Origin of the sequence: Aerophototrophica crusticola (assembly GCF_012913305.1) — a bacterium.
Classification (GTDB): Bacteria; Pseudomonadota; Alphaproteobacteria; order Azospirillales; family Azospirillaceae; genus Niveispirillum; species Niveispirillum crusticola.
In genome coordinates, this window is the sequence record NZ_CP051775.1 from 2,914,036 (window position 1) to 2,932,198 (window position 18,163).

The 18,163-nt window shown below is 69.3% G+C and carries 17 protein-coding genes and 3 tRNA genes; 14 read left to right on the forward strand and 6 right to left on the reverse strand.

Translation table 11 applies throughout. The annotated features are described in order from the left end of the window. Positions 1-33 precede the first annotated feature (33 nt). The 3 genes from HHL28_RS18795 to HHL28_RS14235 all read left to right on the forward strand — a co-directional run bounded on the left by HHL28_RS18795 (position 34) and on the right by HHL28_RS14235 (position 2,744). Positions 34-870 (forward strand): TrmH family RNA methyltransferase, encoded by an 837-nt coding sequence (locus HHL28_RS18795; protein ID WP_404325820.1) that lies wholly within the window; start codon positions 34-36, stop codon positions 868-870. Continuing rightward, positions 813-1,025 carry a hypothetical protein gene (locus HHL28_RS14230; protein ID WP_169655326.1) on the forward strand — a complete coding sequence of 71 codons (213 nt, stop codon included), beginning with the start codon at positions 813-815 and terminating at the stop codon, positions 1,023-1,025. The genes HHL28_RS18795 and HHL28_RS14230 overlap by 58 nt, the downstream gene beginning before the upstream one ends. A gap of 111 nt (positions 1,026-1,136) precedes the next feature. Next, a complete protein-coding gene (locus HHL28_RS14235) occupies positions 1,137-2,744 on the forward strand; it encodes a catalase (RefSeq protein ID WP_075769898.1) in 1,608 nt (535 codons plus the stop codon). A gap of 80 nt (positions 2,745-2,824) precedes the next feature. Here the strand turns inward: HHL28_RS14235 and gpt are convergent, their stop codons facing one another. Further along, complete coding sequence (gene gpt / locus HHL28_RS14240; RefSeq protein WP_075769899.1) at positions 2,825-3,286, reverse strand: xanthine phosphoribosyltransferase; 462 nt, start codon at positions 3,284-3,286, stop codon at positions 2,825-2,827. A 202-nt stretch (positions 3,287-3,488) separates the two neighbouring features. On the opposite strand from gpt, the gene HHL28_RS14245 reads away from it, so the two are divergent. The 5 genes from HHL28_RS14245 (at position 3,489) to HHL28_RS14265 (ending at position 5,230) form a co-directional block, all read left to right on the forward strand. Continuing rightward, positions 3,489-3,565 (forward strand) — tRNA-Arg (locus HHL28_RS14245). Between the two features lie 35 nt (positions 3,566-3,600). Beyond that, positions 3,601-3,677 (forward strand) — tRNA-Arg (locus HHL28_RS14250). A gap of 35 nt (positions 3,678-3,712) precedes the next feature. Continuing rightward, positions 3,713-3,789, forward strand: a tRNA-Arg gene (locus tag HHL28_RS14255). Between the two features lie 306 nt (positions 3,790-4,095). Next, positions 4,096-4,626, forward strand: coding sequence for a dihydrofolate reductase family protein (locus tag HHL28_RS14260; RefSeq protein ID WP_075769900.1), 531 nt, complete (start codon positions 4,096-4,098; stop codon positions 4,624-4,626). Positions 4,627-4,708: 82 nt separating this feature from the next. Next, a complete protein-coding gene (locus HHL28_RS14265) occupies positions 4,709-5,230 on the forward strand; it encodes a thioredoxin family protein (protein ID WP_075769901.1) in 522 nt (173 codons plus the stop codon). A gap of 185 nt (positions 5,231-5,415) precedes the next feature. Here HHL28_RS14265 and HHL28_RS14270 read toward each other — a convergent pair whose 3' ends face one another. Together HHL28_RS14270 and HHL28_RS14275 are read right to left on the reverse strand one after the other, a co-directional pair. Continuing rightward, positions 5,416-6,252: a class I SAM-dependent methyltransferase gene (locus tag HHL28_RS14270; protein ID WP_075769902.1), complete on the reverse strand. Its 837-nt coding sequence runs from the start codon at positions 6,250-6,252 to the stop codon at positions 5,416-5,418. A 115-nt stretch (positions 6,253-6,367) separates the two neighbouring features. Next, positions 6,368-7,213 carry an SGNH/GDSL hydrolase family protein gene (locus HHL28_RS14275; RefSeq protein ID WP_169655328.1) on the reverse strand — a complete coding sequence of 282 codons (846 nt, stop codon included), beginning with the start codon at positions 7,211-7,213 and terminating at the stop codon, positions 6,368-6,370. A gap of 164 nt (positions 7,214-7,377) precedes the next feature. Between HHL28_RS14275 and HHL28_RS14280 the strand changes: the two genes are divergently transcribed. The 3 genes from HHL28_RS14280 (at position 7,378) to HHL28_RS14290 (ending at position 8,440) form a co-directional block, all read left to right on the forward strand. Then, positions 7,378-7,620 (forward strand): hypothetical protein, encoded by a 243-nt coding sequence (locus tag HHL28_RS14280; protein ID WP_075769903.1) that lies wholly within the window; start codon positions 7,378-7,380, stop codon positions 7,618-7,620. After that, on the forward strand, positions 7,617-8,045 hold the full coding sequence (locus HHL28_RS14285; protein ID WP_075769904.1) for a type II toxin-antitoxin system VapC family toxin: 429 nt from the start codon (positions 7,617-7,619) through the stop codon (positions 8,043-8,045). The genes HHL28_RS14280 and HHL28_RS14285 overlap by 4 nt, the downstream gene beginning before the upstream one ends. 71 nt (positions 8,046-8,116) lie before the next feature. After that, positions 8,117-8,440: a hypothetical protein gene (locus HHL28_RS14290; RefSeq protein ID WP_075769905.1), complete on the forward strand. Its 324-nt coding sequence runs from the start codon at positions 8,117-8,119 to the stop codon at positions 8,438-8,440. Positions 8,441-8,445: 5 nt separating this feature from the next. Here HHL28_RS14290 and HHL28_RS14295 read toward each other — a convergent pair whose 3' ends face one another. Continuing rightward, positions 8,446-9,483, reverse strand: coding sequence for an NUDIX hydrolase (locus tag HHL28_RS14295; RefSeq protein WP_075769906.1), 1,038 nt, complete (start codon positions 9,481-9,483; stop codon positions 8,446-8,448). Positions 9,484-9,757: 274 nt separating this feature from the next. Here HHL28_RS14295 and HHL28_RS18800 point away from each other — a divergent pair, with 274 nt between their 5' ends. Continuing rightward, positions 9,758-9,997 (forward strand): hypothetical protein, encoded by a 240-nt coding sequence (locus HHL28_RS18800; RefSeq protein ID WP_404325826.1) that lies wholly within the window; start codon positions 9,758-9,760, stop codon positions 9,995-9,997. After that, positions 9,898-14,607, forward strand: coding sequence for an NAD-glutamate dehydrogenase (locus HHL28_RS14300; RefSeq protein ID WP_404325827.1), 4,710 nt, complete (start codon positions 9,898-9,900; stop codon positions 14,605-14,607). Before HHL28_RS18800 ends, HHL28_RS14300 begins: the two co-directional genes overlap by 100 nt. Positions 14,608-14,986: 379 nt before the next feature. On the opposite strand, the gene HHL28_RS14305 is transcribed toward HHL28_RS14300, so the two are convergent. Together HHL28_RS14305 and HHL28_RS14310 are read right to left on the reverse strand one after the other, a co-directional pair. Continuing rightward, on the reverse strand, positions 14,987-16,372 hold the full coding sequence (locus HHL28_RS14305) for a hypothetical protein (RefSeq protein ID WP_075769908.1): 1,386 nt from the start codon (positions 16,370-16,372) through the stop codon (positions 14,987-14,989). An 11-nt stretch (positions 16,373-16,383) separates the two neighbouring features. Next, on the reverse strand, positions 16,384-17,535 hold the full coding sequence (locus HHL28_RS14310) for a hypothetical protein (protein ID WP_075769909.1): 1,152 nt from the start codon (positions 17,533-17,535) through the stop codon (positions 16,384-16,386). Between the two features lie 209 nt (positions 17,536-17,744). Here HHL28_RS14310 and trxA point away from each other — a divergent pair, with 209 nt between their 5' ends. After that, positions 17,745-18,071 carry a thioredoxin TrxA gene (gene trxA, locus HHL28_RS14315; RefSeq protein ID WP_075769910.1) on the forward strand — a complete coding sequence of 109 codons (327 nt, stop codon included), beginning with the start codon at positions 17,745-17,747 and terminating at the stop codon, positions 18,069-18,071. The last annotated feature ends 92 nt before the right edge of the window (positions 18,072-18,163 follow it).

An 18,163-nucleotide genomic window follows, 5' to 3' on the forward strand; every position in this document is an offset into this window, starting at 1 on the left:
GTACTTGGTGGGGCCCGGGGAGGGCCGGTCAGCATGCGTGGCTATTTCGCCCTGGGCGCCGAGGGGATCAGCAAGTCGGGCAATGTGGGGACGATCCTGCGCACGGGGCATGCCTTCGGCGCCAGCTTCGTCTTCACCGTCAACGCCGTGGTGGACATGACGGAGGTGCGGGTGACCGACACGTCCGGCGGCGACGACCACGTGCCCTTCTATGAGTGGGCGTCGGCGGGCGACATGGTGCTTCCCCAGGGCTGCACCCTGGTGGGGGTGGAGCTGACGGACGACGCGGCCTACCTGCCCAGTTTCCGGCACCCGCTGCGCGCGGCCTATGTGTTCGGGCCGGAGCGGGGCAGCCTGTCCCGGGCCATGCAGGACCGCTGCGACCACATCGTCAAGATCCCGACCAAGTTCTGCGTCAACGTGGCGGTCGCCGCGGCCATCGTCACCTATGACCGCATGATCAGCCTGGGCCGCTTCGCCGAGCGGCCCGTGCGCGTGGGCGGCAGCCGGGAGCTGCCGAAAGAGCAGGGCCATGGCCGCATCCGCATCCGCAACCCCGACAGTCCCCGCATGCGCCCGCTCGTTGGGGATGGGAATAAGCCGTCGGCTGTTATATCCATGTCAGACAACAGCCGAAGGAGCGGCCCGATGACCGCGCGCAACGCCCTGATCCCCGCCGCCGTCCTGGCCCTGCTGTTGGCTGGCCCGGCCGTGGCGCAGCAGGACGCCCGGCCCGCCGCACCCCCGCCCCCTCCGCCGCCGCCGGCGAGCGCCCCCGCCCAGGATGACGTGATCGTCACCGCCCCCGCAGCGTGGAGCCGGACTACCAGTCCGTCCAGGAATACCACGCCCGGGAGTTCGCCCGCCTGAACGCCATCTATGGCAAGCCGCCGCCGGTGGAGCCGCGCGGTGACCAGTCCCTGGACACCGGCGGCGCCATGGAGAACCCCAACAACCGCTCCAGCACCGTGGACGCCATCCGCAACGCCCCGCCGGTGCGGGAGACGCTGGGCAACGGCCCCTGACATCCTGACGATTCTCTCCCCGCCGGCCGGAACGCTCCCCGGCGGGTGCGGTTGGGGCGGCAAGCCCCGCGGCGCAGGCGCCCGGGGCCTCCGACCCAGGGGAGGGACGCCATGGCCGAACAGCCGCTCGACAGCCGGAAGACGGAGACCCTGACCACCCGCCAGGGCCACCCGGTCTCGGACAACCAGAGCCTCCGCAGCGTGGGCGAGCGCGGCCCCGCGACGCTGGAGAATTACCAGTTCATCGAGAAGATCACCCACTTCGACCGGGAACGCATCCCGGAGCGGGTGGTGCATGCCCGCGGCACGGGGGCCCACGGCTATTTCGAGGCCTATGGCCGCATCGGGGACGAGCCCGCGTCCAAGTACACCCGCGCCAAGGTGCTGACCAAGGCAGGCGTGCGCACGCCGGTCTTCATCCGCTTCTCCACCGTCATCGGCGCCAAGGACTCACCCGAAACGGCCCGCGACCCGCGCGGCTTCGCCATCAAGTTCAAGACGGAGGACGGCGTCTGGGACCTGGTGGGCAACAATTTGAAGATCTTCTTCATCCGGGACGCCATCAAGTTCCCGGACATGATCCACGCCTTCAAGCCCGACCCGGTGACCAACCGGCAGGAGCCCTGGCGCTTCTACGACTTCGTCATGCACCACCCGGAAAGCCTGCACATGGTGACCTGGGTGAAGAGCCCCTGGGGCATCCCCGCCAGCTACCGGCAGATGGAAGGGTCCAGCGTCAACACCTACAAGCTGGTGAACGACCAGGGGGAGGCGGTGCTGTGCAAGTTCAGCTTCCAGCCGAAGCTGGGCGTGCGCAACCTGACCAGCCAGGAAGCCGCCGAGATCCAGGCCCAGGACGTGGGCCACGCCACCAAGGACCTGTATGACGCCATCGAGCGCGGCGACTTCCCGGAGTGGGAGATGTGCGTCCAGGTGATGTCCGACGACGCCCACCCGGAGCTGGACTTCGACCCCCTGGACGACACCAAGCGCTGGCCGGAGGACAAGTTCCCCCTGCTGCCCGTGGGCCGGGTGGTGCTGGACAAGAACCCATCCAACTTCTTCGCGGAGGTGGAGCAGTCCGCCTTCGGCACCGGCGTCCTGGTGGAGGGGATCGACTTCTCCGACGACAAGATGCTCCAGGGCCGGACGCTGTCCTATTCGGACACCCAGCGCTACCGGGTGGGGCCGAACTACCTGCAGCTCCCCATCAACGCGCCCCTGAAGCCGGCCCACACCAACCAGCGGGACGGGCAGATGGCCTTCTATGTGGATGACGGGCAGCGCAACGCTCACGTCAACTATGAGCCCAGTTCCATGGGCGGGCTGAGCGAGGCGGGACGGCCGGCCAAGGAATACCACCAGTGGGTGGAGGGCCACCTGGGCCGCTACCAGACCACCCGCACGGCCGACGACTACCGCCAAGCCGGTGAGCGCTACCGCACCTTCGACGACCGGGAGCGGGAGGACCTGATCGCCAACCTGGGCGCCGACCTGCGGGCCTGCCCGGAGCACATCGCCCAGCGCATGGTCTGGCACTTCTGGCACTGCGACGAGGATTATGGCCGCCGCGTCGCCGAAGCCGCCGGCGTGGACCTGGAAACGGCCAAGGCCCTGCCGCCCCTGCCCGGCAAGCCCGCCCCCGGCGAGAAGGGCCAGGGCCCCACCTATACCAGCGGCAAGCGGGAGACGCCCGAGCACCGCGACGCGGCGGAGTAAGGCGGGGCCGGAATGCGAAAACCCTCAATAAGGCTGTCGCCGGACGGTCCTTATTGAGGGTTTTTCGTTGGAATGGCGAATCAGCGCTCGATCTGCAAGTAGCTGACCGGCAGCAGGTCCCAGGGGAAATGGATCCAGGTGTCCTGGCTCACCTCGGTGATGAAGGTGTCCACCAGGGGCCGGCCGGAGGGCTTGGCGTAGATGGTGGCGAAGTGGGCCTTGGGCAGCAGCTTGCGCACCACGGCGGCGGTCTTGCCGGTGTCCACCAAATCGTCGATCAGCAGCCAGCCGGCGCCCTCGTCGGTGACGGCGGTGGGGCTCTTCAGGATGCGGATGTCACCCTGGGTCTGGTTCTCGTACGACTTGACCGAGACCGTCTCGATCACCCGGATGTTCAGCTCCCGCGCCACGATGGCGGCGGGCACCATGCCGCCGCGGGTGATGGCGATGATGCCGGTCCACGGCCCCTTGTCCTGCAGCCGCCAGGCCATGGCCTTGGCGTTGCGGTGCAGCTCCTCCCACGTCACGGGGAAGTTCTTCATGGGATCGGGATGGGCGGCCACGGGCGGTACTCCTGGGTGAGAAAGCGCGACAGATAGCCGAAGCCGCGGCCCGGGGCAACGCGCAGCCCACGCATGTCGCCACGGCCGTTGAGAATCCCGTTGCAATGGGGCGCCTGTTCCGATAGAACCCGCGTCCTCACCGGCCGGTGACGCCACAAGCGCCGCCAGGGTCGGGGACAGGGCGCCCGTAGCTCAGCTGGATAGAGCACCAGACTACGAATCTGGGGGTCAGAGGTTCGAATCCTTTCGGGCGCGCCATTCCCCACCACATGCCGGTTGCAGGCCAAGGCGCTGCGCCCGTAGCTCAGCTGGATAGAGCACCAGACTACGAATCTGGGGGTCAGAGGTTCGAATCCTTTCGGGCGCGCCATTCCCCACCACATGCCGGTTGCAGGCCAAGGCGCTGCGCCCGTAGCTCAGCTGGATAGAGCACCAGACTACGAATCTGGGGGTCAGAGGTTCGAATCCTTTCGGGCGCGCCACCTGCCTGCCGCGATGACAGGCGCGGATCGTTATCCTATCCCCCCAACGTTTGAGCCATGGACCGCCTCCCCTGCGGAAGCAGGGGCCCATGGTTTTTGACCCGCTCTCCGCCGTCACCGTGGCTAAAGAACTGTGGGCCCCTGCTTGCGCAGGGGAGGCAGGAAGGATTGCGGGATGGTGTTTGGTGAGGTAGGCACGGAGGTGCAGGCCTTTCTGTTCATGTGCGTGTCTGTGAATGTTCCCTGGACACCGCCCCCCGGAAAGCGGTCCTCTCGCTGACCAGCGCCAAAAGGCACGGAGGGATCATGGCCAAGCTCGTGTTCGGGATGAACCAGTCCCTGGACGGCTATGTGGACCACACGGGCTTCGCCCCCAGCCCCGGCCTGTTCCGCCACTTCGTCCGGGAGGCGGAGGGGCAGGCGGGCAGCCTCTATGGCCGCCGGATCTATGAGATCATGCGGTATTGGGAGGAGGACCAACCCGGTTGGGGCGCGGATGAGCATGCCTTCGCCGCCGCTTGGCGCCGACAGCCGAAATGGGTTGTTTCCCGCACGCTGACGGAGGTGGGCCCCAACGCGACCCTGGTCGGGGACGACCTGGAGGGCGCGGTCCGCGCGCTGAAGGCCGGGCGTGAGGGGGAGATCGAGGTCGCCGGGCCGGATCTGGCCCGCAGCCTGACCGACCTTGGCCTGATCGATGAGTACCGGATCTACCTGCACCCCGTGGTGCTGGGCCAGGGCAAGCCCTATTTCGCCGGTCCCCGGCCCCCGCTCCGCCTCATGGCCCATGACCGGATGGACGGGGACGTGCTCCGGCTGACCTATGTTCCCGCCTGACCCTGTCGCCAACACGCACTTTCGAATTCGAAACTCTGCGATAGACTGGCGGCACCGTCCGAAGACCGGAAAGCTGGAACGCATGCGCCGTATCGCCCTTGCCGCCGCCATCGCCCTCCTTGCCGCCCTGCCCGTTTCGGCGCAGGTGGCCCCGCCCAAGGTGGGGATCGCGGACCTGAAGGACCTGCCCCAGCCTCTGCCGCTGCCCTATGACGAGGAAGCCGACGCCGACAAGGACCTGGCCGCCGCCATGGCGCGGGCCAAGGCGTCGGGCAAGCGGGTGCTGGTCGATTTGGGCGGCGACTGGTGCCCGGACTGCCGCATCCTGGCGGCGGTGATGGACCTGCCGGAGGTGAAGCCCTTCCTGGCCGCCCACTTCGAGAAGGTCGTCATCGACGTGGGCCGGTTCAACAAGAACCTCCACATCCCCCAGGGCTTCGGGATCGAGAAGCTGCGCGGCGTGCCCACCGTGCTGGTGGTGGAGCCCGACGGCACCCTGGTGAACAAGACCGACAGCGCGGAGCTGGCCGACGCCCGCTCCAAGACGCCCCAGGCCATGGTGGACTGGCTGGCCCGGTACGCCAAGCCGGTGAAGGGGTCGTGAGAACGGCCGCGGTTTAGGCCGAACGCGAGTTGGGGGCAGAGGGTGAGTCCCCCGCGCAGGCGGGGGCCCACAGTTCCTTCGCGACGGCAGCCCTGGCGAAAGGGTCAAAAACCGTGGACCCCCGCCTCCGCGGGGGAAGCGGGGGTGTGGCGGAAGGACGCTTCCTTAAGAACGGGGACGCCCCCTCACTTTGCCGGCTTCACGAACCGCAGGGTCATGCGGTCGCTCTCGCCGATGGCGGCGTACTTGTCCTTGTCCTGGTCCTTCAGGGCGAAGCTGGGCGGCAGGGTCCAGACGCCCTTGGGGTGGTCCTTGGTGTCCTTCGGGTTGGCGTTCACCTCCGACGTGCCCGCCAGCTTGAAGCCAGCGGCCTCCGCCAGCTTCACCACATGGTCCTGCCGGACATAGCCGTTGGCGGCCTTGGGGTCCTGGGGCTGGTCGGTGTTGGCGCGGTGCTCAACCACCCCCAGCACGCCGCCGGGCTTCAGGGCCGCGTACATGGCCTTGAAGGCGTCCTCGGCCCAATCGTCGGCCATCCAGTTGTGCACGTTGCGGAAGGTCAGCACCAGGTCCGCGCTGCCGGGCGGCACCATGGCCAGCTTCTTCGGCCCGAACTCCGTCACCTTGACCTCAGAATAGGCCTCGGGCGTGGCGGCCAGCTTCTCCGCATAGCGCTTCAGGCCGCGCTGCACGTAGTCCGTGGTGCTGTCCTTGTCCCAGCTGGCGGCCACATAGGTGCCCTTGCCCTTCATCACGGGGGCCAGCACCTCCGTGTACCAGCCGCCGCCCGGCCAGATCTCCACCACCGTCTGGCCCTGTTTCAGGCCGAAGAAGGTCAGCGTCTCCTTGGGGTGCCGGTACTGGTCGCGGGCCTTGTTGGCGTCGCTGCGGTGGGCGCCGGCCAGGGCTTGGTCCAGGGCGGCCGAGGTGGCGGCGTCCATCTCCGCGGCGGCGGGCAGGGAGACGAAGGCCGTGGCCAGCAGGGCGAGCCCGGCCAGGGCCGACTTGGGCAGGGGAATCATGGCGTTTCCTCGAAGCGATGGCATGGCCCCGTTGGCCGGGGCCAGTCACCCCTAGACCTAGCATCCGCCCCCCGCCCCGACCAGCACCACTCCCGGCCATGCCGGACGGGGCCGCTCAGCGCGCGCTCGACACCCGGTCCGCCGCCCCGGGGATGGTCCGCAGCGCCGCTTCCGCCAGCTTGGCATGGGCGGCGCTGGTGGGGTGCAGCCCGTCCCAGAACAGGTAGCCGACACAAGAGCGCCGGTCCGGGCAGGCCCCGGACACGTCGCGGAAGCCGGCCTTGGCGGGGTCGGCCATCACCTCCCGCGCCAGGGCGTGCACGTCCAGCCGGTGGACGCGCATGCCGGGATGCCGCGATTCCACCCCGTCCAGCATGCGGGCCAGGGCGGCGTTGTAGCTTTCGGTCAGGGCATTGGCGATGGCCGCCACCTGCGGCCCGAAGCCCCTGACCTGGGGGGCGAGCCCGATGTCCGGCAGGTTGGGTACCAGCACGTTGGTGGCGCCGCGCTTGGCCAGGTCTTCCAGGATGCCGCGCAGGGTCGCCACCGCATCCGGCACCAGGGTGGCGCGGTTGGGCGCCCAGGGGGCCGCCAACAGGTCGTTGCCGCCGCCATAGACCACCAGCAGGGCGTTGGCCGGCACCTTGCCGTCGGGTCCCAGCCCGTCCAGGTAGCGGTCCGCCTGCACCCGCAGGGAATGCGCCCCGCCATGGATGCGCGCCCCGCCCACCGCGTGGTTGTTGCCGCCGCGGGTGGAGGCCACCAGCTTCGACCCCAACCGCTGCGCCAGCACCTCCACCCAGACCGGCCCGTCGCTGAACCGGCCGGCATTGCCGATGTCCGACAGGCTGTCCCCCAGCACCACCAGCGGCACAGGCCCCTTGCCCAGGGGTGCCGCCCCGGTCGACCCCGCCGCCATCACGCCCGCGGCCACCACCATGCCCATCAATCCCTTCAACATCAGACCCGCCTTGCCTTCGACTGCGGGGCGGACAGGTGGGCAAGAATGGGGATGGGGGCAATTACCCGGAATCGCGGGAGGGGTTCGTGGAGCCGTCATGTGGTGGCTGCCAAACACCCGGTGGCCCATGTTATGGTCATCCGACAAACCAGAGGAGCCGTCCCATGCGATGGGCATTGGCTGATGTCACCCGGCGTTTGCCAGAGATCATCGACGCGACCCAGACGTCGCCCCAGGAAGTCGATCTGGGCGAGGGAAAGGGCGTGCTGGTCCTGTCCCTCAGGCCCCCCAAGCCCAAGACCCAGCCCCGCAGCCTGGCCGATGTCCTGATGGACTCCCCGCTCTGGGGGTTCGATTTGGGCGACGACCTCAGGGACAAGTCCCTGCCGCGTGAGGTCGATCTTTGACCTACCTGGCCGACACGAACGTCGTGTCCGTCTTCACCCAGACGGGACGGGACGCCGCGGTCCTGCAACGGTTGGACGCTGTGCCGTTCCTGTCCGTATACGTCAGCATCCTGACCCTCGGCGAATTGCGGTTTGGCATCCGCCGGCTGCCCAGCGGGGCGAAGCGGGACCAGCTCAACGCTTGGCTCGAAACAAGCTTCATCCCCAGCCTTGCCGACCGCGTCCTTCTCGTCGATGAGGCCGTTTGCCAGACGTGGGCCGACCTTCGGGTCGCCGCCGGCCGGACCTTGCCGGTGACCGACAGCCTAATCGCCGCCACGGCCATCGCCCACGACATGGTGCTGGTCACCCGCAACGTCCGGGACTTCCAGGGCGTGCCGGTCCGGCTCTGGAACCCGTGGGACACCCCAACCCCACCCTCCTGACGCCCCAAGGCGCCCTTGGCCGGCAGCGTCCCCTGTCATAGAGTCCCGCCGTCCCCCGCCGGCAGCCGCCAATGAAGTTCATCCGCCTTGAGGCCATCATCCACGCCGACCGCCATGCCACCCTGGCGGCGGCCGCGGACGCGATCAGTGCCGGCGGCGGCTGGGTCACCGACCATTCGCTGTTGTCCGACGTGATGGCGATCCTGAACTTCCAGGTCCCTGCCGACAGCACGGGCCGGCTGGCCGCCGCCCTCCTCGCCGCCGGTATCCCGGCCAAGCCCGCCCTCCCAGAAACCATGGGCAACGGGGCAGAGGATGTGTCCGGGCAGTTGACCCTGACCTTCCCGCAGGGCACCGGCGACTTGCGCCGGGCGGTGCCGGCATTCGACGGGTAGAGCCCCTACTCCACCATCCTGACCGTGGGCAGCCCGATCCCGGCCACCACCTTTTCCCGCAGCACGTCGCGGCGGAAGCGGTGCAGCTCCGCCGGGCGGCCGCCGGTGTTGGCGAGCGTGCCGGTGGGTTCCACCAGGCCGCCGGACAGGACCAGGCGGCGGAAGTTCTGCTTGTGCAGGCGCACGCCCGACAGGGCCTCCACCGTGCGCTGCAGCCGGAACAGGGTGAATTGCTGGGGCAGCAGGTCGAAGACCACGGGCCGGTACTTCAGCTTGCCCCGCAACCGGCCCAGGGCCACGGCCAGGATGCGGCGGTTGTCGTGGGCCATGGCGGTGCCCAGCGGCTGGTTGGTACCCAGGGCCTGGGCCCCGTTTGCCCATTTCGGGTCGGGCAGGCCATGGTGGGCACGCAAGGCGCGGTCCCGCAGCGCCTCCTCCACCAGCCCCGCCTCATACAGCAGCTCATAGCGTTCCAGGACCCGTTCATCGTCCCAGCGATCATCGTCCTGGGCGAAGGTGGTGCCGATCCGCTCGGCCCGCTTGGCCTTCAGGGACGGGTCGGAGGTGGCGGCGCACCAGGCCTCCAGCGCCGGCCGGATGGCGCGGCTGACCAGGGCGGGGCGGCCGTCGCGCCAGTCTTCCCAGGGGAAGTAGTCGTACCAGTCGTGCCATTCCGCCGCCCCGCTGCCGGACAGGGGCGCCTCCTGCACCAGGGCCACATAGCCGGTGCTGACCACGCGGGGGCCGCCCTCCATCTCCCGCGGGTCGCGCCAGCGGTCGCCGAAGGTATAGAGCTGCTCCACATAGCGCAGGGGCAGGCCGGTCTGTTCCTGCACCCAGCGGCGCAGGCCCTGTTCCAGGGTGCGGTCCCGCTCCGCGTTGAACGGGCCGAAGGGCAGGGCGTCCAGCCCGTCCGTGTCGGGGTCCCGCTGTTCCGGCGTGGCAAGGTCGTGGGTCATGCGCCGGACGACCAGCACGCGCGGCACCTCGTCCGTCACCGCGACGATGACGGCGGTCAGGCCCAGGACGGTCGAGTCGGCCATGGCGTCCCCTTCACCCCTCCGCGGCGCCCCGCATCAACGTCCCCCCGGCCGGCGCCGCGGCGGGACCTTCGCAACTCCTTCGGTTCCGGGGCTTGTACGGCAAAGAAACGACGCGCGCAAACCCCGCGGCGCAAAAGCCTTGCGTAATAATACACCCACCGAAGCGGGGTTTGCCCAGCGCACGGAATCCTGCCATGTAAGCGGCCGATAAGATGTCCGCCACAGGGCACGGCTGCCCTGTTAAGGGTCGGGACCGGTATCGGGAGAGAATGCCATGGTGCTGAAGCTCGAACAGCGCAAGGTCGAGCTGGTTGACCAGGTTGCCGCCAAGGTGCGCGACCGCCTGGCCCGGGAGAAGGCGAAGCTGGCCGAGGCCTTCGTCCGCCAGTTCTACGCCAACGTCCCCCCGACGACATGCTGCGCACCGGCCCGGACGAGCTGTACGGCGCGGCCATCGCCGTCTGGCAGTTCGCCTGCCGCCGCCCCGGCGGGGAGCCGCTGGTCCGCGTCCTGAACCCGCGGGTGGACGCCGACGGCTGGCACGCCGCCCACACGGTGGTGGAGGTGGTGCATGACGACATGCCCTTCCTGGTGGACAGCGTCAGCGCCGAGCTGGGCCGCCACGGGCTGAACGTCCACCTGGTGATCCACCCGGTGATCCGCGCCCGCCGCGACGACAGCGGCAAGGTGGTGGAGCTGTTCGCCAACGGCGCGGCGCCGGCCGACGCCACGGCCGAATCCGTGATGCACATCGAGGTGGACCAGCAGACCGACCCGGCCAAGCTGGAGGCGGTGCGCCAGGGCATCCTGGCCGTGCTGGCCGACGTGCGCGCCGCCGTGGCCGACTGGCGGGCCATGCGCGCCCGGGTGGCCGACACCATCAGCGGCACCAAATGCACCACACTGCCCATCCCGCAGGAGGAGATCCAGGAGAGCCTGGCCCTGCTGCGCTGGATGGACGAGGACCACTTCATCTTCCTGGGCGTGCGCGAATACCGCTTCGGCCAGGCCGAGGGGGAGGAGACGCTGGACATCCAGCCCGGCCAGGGCCTGGGCATCCTGCGCGACGACCAGATCAACATCTTCGAGGGGCTGCGCAACTTCAGCCAGTTGCCGCTGGAGGTGAAGGCCTTCATCCGCCACCCCCGCTTCATGATGGTCACCAAGTCCCGGCGGGAGAGCACGGTCCACCGCCGCACGCCCCTGGACGCGGTGATGGTCAAGCTGTTCGACGAGCATGGCACGGAGGTGGGGGAGCGGCTGTTCGTCGGCCTGTTCACCAGCACCGCCTACAACCGCTCCGTCCGCGACATCCCCTACCTGCGCCAGAAGGTGGCCCGCACCATCGCCCGGGCCGGCTTCGACCCGCGCGGCCATGACGGCAAGGCCCTGACCCACATCCTGGAGACCTATCCCCGGGACGAGCTGTTCCAGGTGGGCGAGGATGAGCTGTTCGAAGCCGCCATGGGCGTGCTGCATTTGCAGGAGCGGCAGCGCGTCGCCCTGTTCCTGCGCAAGGACCCGTTCGGCCGCTTCGTCTCCGCCCTGGTCTATGTCCCCCGCGACCGCTACGACACCGAGCTGCGCCGCCGCATGCAGACGCTGATCGAGCGGGCGTTCCAGGGCACCTCCTCCCAGGTCCACGTGGCCCTGTCGGAAAGTGTCCTGGCCCGGGTGCACCTGATCGTGCAGACCACCCCCGGCCAGGTGCCGGACGTGGACGTGACCGACCTGGAGCTGCAACTGATCGAGACGGCGCGCGGCTGGCGCGACCGCTTCCAGCACGCCCTGGTGGAGCATTTCGGGGAGGCCAAGGGCCTGACCCTGGCCCGCCGCTATGGCGCCCTGCTGCCTGCCAGCTACCAGGAGGCCTATGGCGCCGACCACGCCGTGGTGGACATCGAGAAGGTGGAGCAGGCGGCGGCAAGCGGCGGCATGGCGCTCAACCTCTACCGCCCGGTGGATGCGGAGCCGCACGAGGTCTACCTGAAGATCTACCGCCAGGGCCCCGCCATCGCCCTGTCGCGGGTGCTGCCCATGCTGGAGGACCTCGGCCTCAACATCATCGCCGAGCATGGGCCGTTCGAGCTGGAACTGCCAGACCTGTCCGCGCCGTTGACCATCCAGGACTTCCAGATGGAGACGGCCGGCGGCCGTCCCGTGGACATGGAGCAGGTGAAGGCCAACTTCGAGGAGGCCTTCGCCAAGGTCTGGGCCGGCGATGCCCAGTCCGACGGCTTCAACAAGCTGGTTCTGCTGGCGGGCATGAACTGGCGGGAGGCCATGCTTTTCCGCGCCTATGCCAAGTACCTGAAGCAGGCCCGCTTCGACTTCAGCCAGGAATACATCGAGGAGACGCTGGCGGCCCACGCCCCCATCGCCCGCCGGCTGCTGGCCCTGTTCCGGGCGAGCCACGACCCCAAGCTGCTGGCGTCCCTGGGTGGCCAGGAGGTGGACACCCGCCGCAAGGGGTTGATCGTGGAGATCGACCACGCCCTGGACGCGGTCACCAACATCGACGAGGACCGCATCCTGCGCCGGATGCTGAACATCATCCGGGCGACGCTGCGCACCAACTTCTTCCAGCCGGGCAAGGACGGCCAGCCCAAGGCCTATGTCAGCTTCAAGCTGGACAGCGGTTCCATCGAGGACCTGCCCCTGCCCCGCCCCTGGCGGGAGATCTGGGTCTACAGCCCGCGAGTGGAGGCCATCCATTTGCGCGGCGGCAAGGTGGCCCGCGGCGGCATCCGCTGGTCCGACCGCAAGGAGGATTTCCGGACGGAGATCCTGGGCCTGATCAAGGCCCAGATGGTGAAGAACGCCGTGATCGTGCCGGTGGGCAGCAAGGGCGGCTTCGTCGTCAAGAACCTGCCCCCGGCCAGCGCCGGCCGGGAGGCCGTCATGGCCGAGGTGGTCGAGTGCTACAAGACCATGATGCGCGGCTTGCTGGACATCACCGACAATCTGAAGGGCGGTGAGGTGATCCCGCCGGCAGACGTGGTCCGGCTGGACCAGGACGACCCCTACCTGGTGGTGGCGGCGGACAAGGGTACGGCCACCTTCAGCGACATCGCCAACTCCGTCAGCCGCGAATACGGCTTCTGGCTGGACGACGCCTTCGCGTCCGGCGGCTCCGCCGGCTACGACCACAAGAAGATGGGCATCACCGCCCGCGGCGGCTGGGAGGCGGTGAAGCGCCACTTCCGCGAGCTGGGCAAGGATATCCAGGCGGAGGACTTCACCGTCGTCGGCGTGGGCGACATGTCGGGCGACGTGTTCGGCAACGGCATGCTGCTGTCCAAGCATATCCGCCTGGTGGCCGCCTTCGACCACCGCCACATCTTCGTGGACCCGAACCCGGACTCCGCGGTGAGTTGGGAGGAGCGCAAGCGCCTGTTCGACCTGCCGCGGTCGAGCTGGGCCGACTATGACCGGACCAAGATGTCCGCCGGCGGCGCCATCTTCGAGCGCACGGCCAAGTCCCTGGCCCTGACGCCGGAGATCAAGTCCCTGCTGGGCCTCGCCAGCGACCGGGTCACCCCCGCCGACCTGATGAAGGCCATCCTGACGGCGAAGGTGGAGCTGCTCTGGCTGGGCGGCATCGGCACCTACGTCAAGGCGGCGGATGAGACCAACGCCGAGGTGGGCGACAAGGCCAACGACGCCATCCGCATCAACGGCCGCGACCTGCGGGTCCAGGTGGTGGGCGAGGGCGCCAATTTGGGCCTGACCCAGCGCGGCCGGATCGAGGCGGCGCTGGCCGGCCTGCACCTGAACACCGACGCCATCGACAACTCCGCCGGGGTGGACACATCCGACCATGAGGTGAACATCAAGATCCTGCTGCGGGACGTGATGGACCGGGGCCGCATGACCCGTGAGCAGCGCGACGAGCTGCTGGCGGAGATGACAGAGGAGGTCGGCGCCCTGGTGCTGGACGACAACTACAAGCAGACCCAGGCCCTGACGGTGACAGAGGCGCAGGCCCCCGACCTGCTGGAGGACCAGGCCCGCTTCATGCGCTTCATGGAGAAGGCCGGGAAGCTGAGCCGCGCCATCGAGTACCTGCCGGACGAAGACGAGCTGAAGGCCCGCGCCCAAGCCCGCCGCGGCCTGACCCGGCCGGAAACGGCGGTGCTGCTGGCCTATGCCAAGATCGACCTCTATGACAAGCTGCTGGCCAGCCCCCTGCCGGACGACCCCTGGATGGCGGCGGACCTGACCCGCTATTTCCCCACGGCCTTGCAGGAGCGGTTCGGCAGCTTCATCCAGCAGCACCAGCTGCGGCGGGAGATCATCAGCACCGTGGTGACCAACGCCATGGTCAACCGCGTCGGCCCCACCTTCGTGTGGGAGATGGTGGAGCAGACCGGCCGGGACGAGGGCGACGTGGCCCGCGCCTACATCATCACCCGTGAGGCCTTCGGCCTGCGCCCCGTCTGGGCGGGGATCGAGGGGCTGGACACGAAGGTCCCCGCCGCCGTGCAGACGGCCATGATCCTGGAGACCACCCGGCTGATGCGCCGGGCCGTGCCCTGGGTGCTGGTCAACGGCCACTACCCCCTGGACATCCAGGCGGAGGTGGCACGGCTGGCCCCGGCGGTGGAGGAGTTGGCGGGCAGCCTGGCCGACGTGCTGCCCACCGCGGCCCTCACCCACCTGGCGGAGGCCGCGGGCCGGCTGACCCAGGCGGGCGTGCCCAGCGACCTGGCCCGCCGCGTGGCCGCCCTGCCCGTCCTGGCCGCGGCCACGGACATCGCGTCCATCGCCGTGGAGTGCGGCAAGCCGGTGGCCGACGTGGCCGGGGCGTACTTCGGCATCGGGGAGCGGCTGGGCCTGGACTTCCTGCGGGACAAGGCGGCCAACGTGAAGGCCGACAACCACTGGCAGCGCCAAGCGGCCGGCGCCATCCTGGACGACCTCTATGGCCTCCAGGCCCGCCTCGCGGCCCGCGTCCTGGGCCACGCCGGCGGCGGCGACCCCATCGACGCCTTCACCAGCCAACGCCAGGGCCCCATGGAGCGCATCCAGTCCCTCCTCACCGAACTCCGCGCCGCCGCCACGGTGGACATCCCCATGCTGGCGGTGGCCGGGCGGCAGTTGCGGGGGTTGGTGGCGGGGTAAGGCTTGCGTGACGGTCGGGGGCGGGCTTCCGGGCCTGCCCCCGGCTTTGTTTGTGAACGAGACGGTCGGGCTTGGCCGGAGCGTCGGTGCCGGGAACACGGACGACACGGACCCGCTTCGCGGGACACGGACAATCTCGGACAAAGAGCAGGCGCTGGCACTTTTCCCTGCGGCGAAGCCGCAAGACAGAGCTTCTTCAAGAACCGCCCGCGCGACAGGCTGATCGTTTGATTGCGGCTACGCCGCCTTTGGGGCCGAGACGGACCCGCCAGCACCGTCCGTGCTTGTCCGTGTTCCCGCGGAGCGGGGTCCGTGTCGTCCGTGTCAAACGGCCCGACGCCATCCCAGGCGCCACAGCCTCATCCCGGCAACACCCCTCTCACCGCATCCGGTTCCGCCACTCCTTGTACAGACGCTCGGCCTCGTCGGACCCGGCCAGGATCTCGATCACGCGCAGGCTGTTGAACATCTGCCGCTGGGCCTCGGGCGCCAGGCCGTCGCGGGTGCGGGGGCCGGTGCGGAGCAGGGTCTCCGTCTGGGCTTCCAGTTGCTTGCGCACGGCGTTGATCTTGGCCCCCACCTCCTTCTGGATGCCCAGATGGGGCGCCAGCTTGGAGGAGCGGCGCAGCGCCAGGGCCAGCTGCTCCGCCTTCTTCATGTTGCTGTCGTCGATGGGCAGGCTGCCGTCAGCGGTGAACAGGGTGCCCACCAGGGTGCGGTCCAGGTCGGCCACCACATTGCGCACGACGAAGCTGCCGATCTCCGCCCGGGCGCCCTGGACCTTCTGGCTCATCTCCTTGTCGCGCAGGGACATGACCGTGTCGTTGACGGAGTTCAGGCCTTCCGTCAGCCGCTCTGCCGTGGCCGCCAGGCTGTCCGGGTCGTTGTCCCCGCCCTCCGGCATGGCCCGCTCGAAGTCGGCGGTCTGGCGCAGCAGGTTGCCGACCACATAGCCCGACATCTCCTTGGTCAGGGCCTCCTTCTCCTGCGCGGCACCGCCCAGGCGCAAATCGGCCAGCAGCTTCAGCAGGTCACCCGGCCGCTTCATGCGGGAGGTCAGCACCAGCAGGGCCGGCGTGGTCTTGCGGGCGTCCTCCTGCCCCAGCCGGACCAGGGTCTGGCGGATCACGTCCACATGGGATTCCGCCAACTGGCCGATGGGCTTTTCCGGCAGGGCGGCCTTCAGCGCCTCCAGCTCCGGCCCGATCTCGATGGCCTGGCGCAGCGTGTCGAGCTGGCGCAGCACGTCGTCGTCCCGGCCGAACAGGCCCACCTTCAGCTTCAGGTTGGCGTGGCAGTCCGCCACCAGGGCGGCCAGTGCCACCCCACCCTCCACCCACAGGGCCTCACAGGCCTTGGCCTGGGCGGCGCGGTCGCGGGGGTCGGCCAGGGTCAGCCCGGCTTGCGCCGCCGCCACGGTGGCCGGGTTCAGCCGTTCCTTCAGCGCCTTCCAGCAGGGGCCCAGGCTGGTGCGGCAGACGCGGTTCAGCTTGCGGGAATAGCTGCCGGGGTCGTCCAGCAGGTCCTCCGCCGGGCGGAAGAACAGGCGGGACAGGGAGGGCCGGCGCGGCGGGCGCAACTCCACCAGCCGCGGGCGCAGCGTATCGAAGGCGGCGCGGATGTCCGGGTGGTCGCCCACCTGCTCCAGCAGGCTGTAGATCTTCAGGAACTTCGGGTCGGGCAGGCGGGTGGCGTCGGCGGCCAGGGCCGACCATTCCTCGCCGAGGCTCGACTTGCCGGTGCCGGGGGCGCTGCGGTCGTTCATGCCTGCCCCCCTCACGCCGCTACCGATTTCAGGGCTTCGATCCGCATCACCGCGTCCATGTCCAGGCTGCCGGTGCGCCAATCCTCGTTCACCCGCACCCAGCGGCGCTGCACCTTGGCGATGGCGTCCATGTCCAGGGCGTCGGAGGCCCAGGTCACCTCCTCCCGCGGCAGCACGGGCACCAGGCGGGAGATGTCGGTCATGGTGGCCTGCTGCGTTTCCTGCGGCTTGTCGGCCACCGATTCCCACAGGGTGACCAGGAAGTCCCAGCCGTCCAGCAGCCAGGAGACGCGGGACACCTGTTCCACGATGGCGCCGCGCAGCCTGGGCTCGTCATGCACGATCTGCTTCGGGTCGGCACAGGCCTTGTCCAGCAGGGTGATGCGCTGCTTCGCCAGGGTCAGGGTGTGCAGCCCCACCTGCGCCACATAGCGGCCCAGCAGGGCCACGTCGCTGGGGTCCAGGTCGGACCAGCGCTCCACGGCCTGGCAGAACTTGGCCAGGCGGTTGTTCAAGGCCCGCAGGCGGCCGGGCTGGGGCGACTGGGGCAGGCCCACCGGGGCCACGGCGATGCCCAGCGTCTCCACCCGGTTGGTCATCTCGTCCGCGGAGATGCCCACCTGCGCCGCCACCTTGCCCAGGGCGCGCCGGGCCAGGTTCTGCGACTGCTCCGCCGTCATGCCCGGGCGCATCAGGTCCTGCGCCCCGATGCCCACCAGCTTCAGCAGCTCCGTCACCAGCACGAACTGGGTCAGCACCAGGTAATGCTGGTCCTGCTCGATGGCCTTGGCGGCGGCATTGGCCGCGTCCGGCCCGCAGACGCCGCTGGCCTGCACCGTCAGGGAGGCCTGGCGCACCTGCTCCGGCGACTGCCCCTCCAGCGTGCCCAGTTCCTCCAGCAGCAGCCGGTCATGCAGGGTGATGGTCATGATGGAGGACAGGCTTTTCGTGGGCACCACATAGATACCCTTGCCGCCGGTGAAGTTGGGCAGCAGGAACTCGAACCGCTCGTTGCTGTCCAGCCGCAGCCGCGCTTGGCTCAGCAGCGGCGTGGTGAAGGGCACGGCGATCCCCCGCTCCGCGAAGGTGGCGGGCACGAACTCGTCGGCCTTGATGCCGATCGGCCTGCCCTGTGCCCCACCGCCCTGTTCATCACTCGACATGCACGCCGCCTAAGCCGTCCGCCTTAGCCCGAAGGGGTGTAGTGTAGCGAAGTTCCGCCGCGACGGAACCGTACATCTGTGGGGCGGGTTTCCCGCAGGGCTGACGCGCGCCGGGCGCCGGCTTGACCCACGGGGGTGGCGGTGCCTACATTCCCCCCGAGGCAGCCGCGCCATCGCGGTGAACAAGCTACTAGATTTGGGGGTTCCCAATGGCTGGATCCACGACTTCTGTGACGGATGCGAGCTTCGAGGCCGATGTGCTGAAGGCCGAGGGCCCGGTCCTGGTGGACTTCTGGGCGGAGTGGTGCGGCCCCTGCAAGATGATCGCCCCCGCCCTGGATGAGATCGCGCAGGAACTGGGCGGCAAGCTGACCGTCGCCAAGGTCAACATCGACGAGAACCCGATGACCCCGGGCAAGTACGGCGTCCGCGGCATCCCCACCCTGATGCTGTTCAAGGACGGCCAGGTCGCCGCCACCAAGATCGGCGCCCTGCCGAAGCAGGCGCTGAAGAGCTGGGTGAACGAGAACATCTGACCCGCCCGCCCACCTATGGCGCCCCCTTCCAGGCGGAGGGGGCCGGGCCCTTGGCCGCAGGCCGTGGAAGCCGGTCCTGATCCCGAAGCGTG

Bases quoted from the DNA above. Each gene is read 5' to 3' on its own strand.
- HHL28_RS18795 (WP_404325820.1), top strand. From the start codon at position 34: ATGCGTGGCTATTTCGCCCTGGGCGCCGAGGGGATCAGCAAGTCGGGC.
- HHL28_RS14235 (WP_075769898.1), top strand. From the start codon at position 1,137: ATGGCCGAACAGCCGCTCGACAGCCGGAAGACGGAGACCCTGACCACC.
- gpt (WP_075769899.1), bottom strand. From the start codon at position 3,286: ATGAAGAACTTCCCCGTGACGTGGGAGGAGCTGCACCGCAACGCCAAG.
- HHL28_RS14260 (WP_075769900.1), top strand. From the start codon at position 4,096: ATGGCCAAGCTCGTGTTCGGGATGAACCAGTCCCTGGACGGCTATGTG.
- HHL28_RS14265 (WP_075769901.1), top strand. From the start codon at position 4,709: ATGCGCCGTATCGCCCTTGCCGCCGCCATCGCCCTCCTTGCCGCCCTG.
- HHL28_RS14270 (WP_075769902.1), bottom strand. From the start codon at position 6,252: ATGATTCCCCTGCCCAAGTCGGCCCTGGCCGGGCTCGCCCTGCTGGCC.
- HHL28_RS14275 (WP_169655328.1), bottom strand. From the start codon at position 7,213: ATGTTGAAGGGATTGATGGGCATGGTGGTGGCCGCGGGCGTGATGGCG.
- HHL28_RS14280 (WP_075769903.1), top strand. From the start codon at position 7,378: ATGCGATGGGCATTGGCTGATGTCACCCGGCGTTTGCCAGAGATCATC.
- HHL28_RS14290 (WP_075769905.1), top strand. From the start codon at position 8,117: ATGAAGTTCATCCGCCTTGAGGCCATCATCCACGCCGACCGCCATGCC.
- HHL28_RS14295 (WP_075769906.1), bottom strand. From the start codon at position 9,483: ATGGCCGACTCGACCGTCCTGGGCCTGACCGCCGTCATCGTCGCGGTG.
- HHL28_RS18800 (WP_404325826.1), top strand. From the start codon at position 9,758: ATGGTGCTGAAGCTCGAACAGCGCAAGGTCGAGCTGGTTGACCAGGTT.
- HHL28_RS14300 (WP_404325827.1), top strand. From the start codon at position 9,898: ATGCTGCGCACCGGCCCGGACGAGCTGTACGGCGCGGCCATCGCCGTC.
- HHL28_RS14305 (WP_075769908.1), bottom strand. From the start codon at position 16,372: ATGAACGACCGCAGCGCCCCCGGCACCGGCAAGTCGAGCCTCGGCGAG.
- HHL28_RS14310 (WP_075769909.1), bottom strand. From the start codon at position 17,535: ATGTCGAGTGATGAACAGGGCGGTGGGGCACAGGGCAGGCCGATCGGC.
- trxA (WP_075769910.1), top strand. From the start codon at position 17,745: ATGGCTGGATCCACGACTTCTGTGACGGATGCGAGCTTCGAGGCCGAT.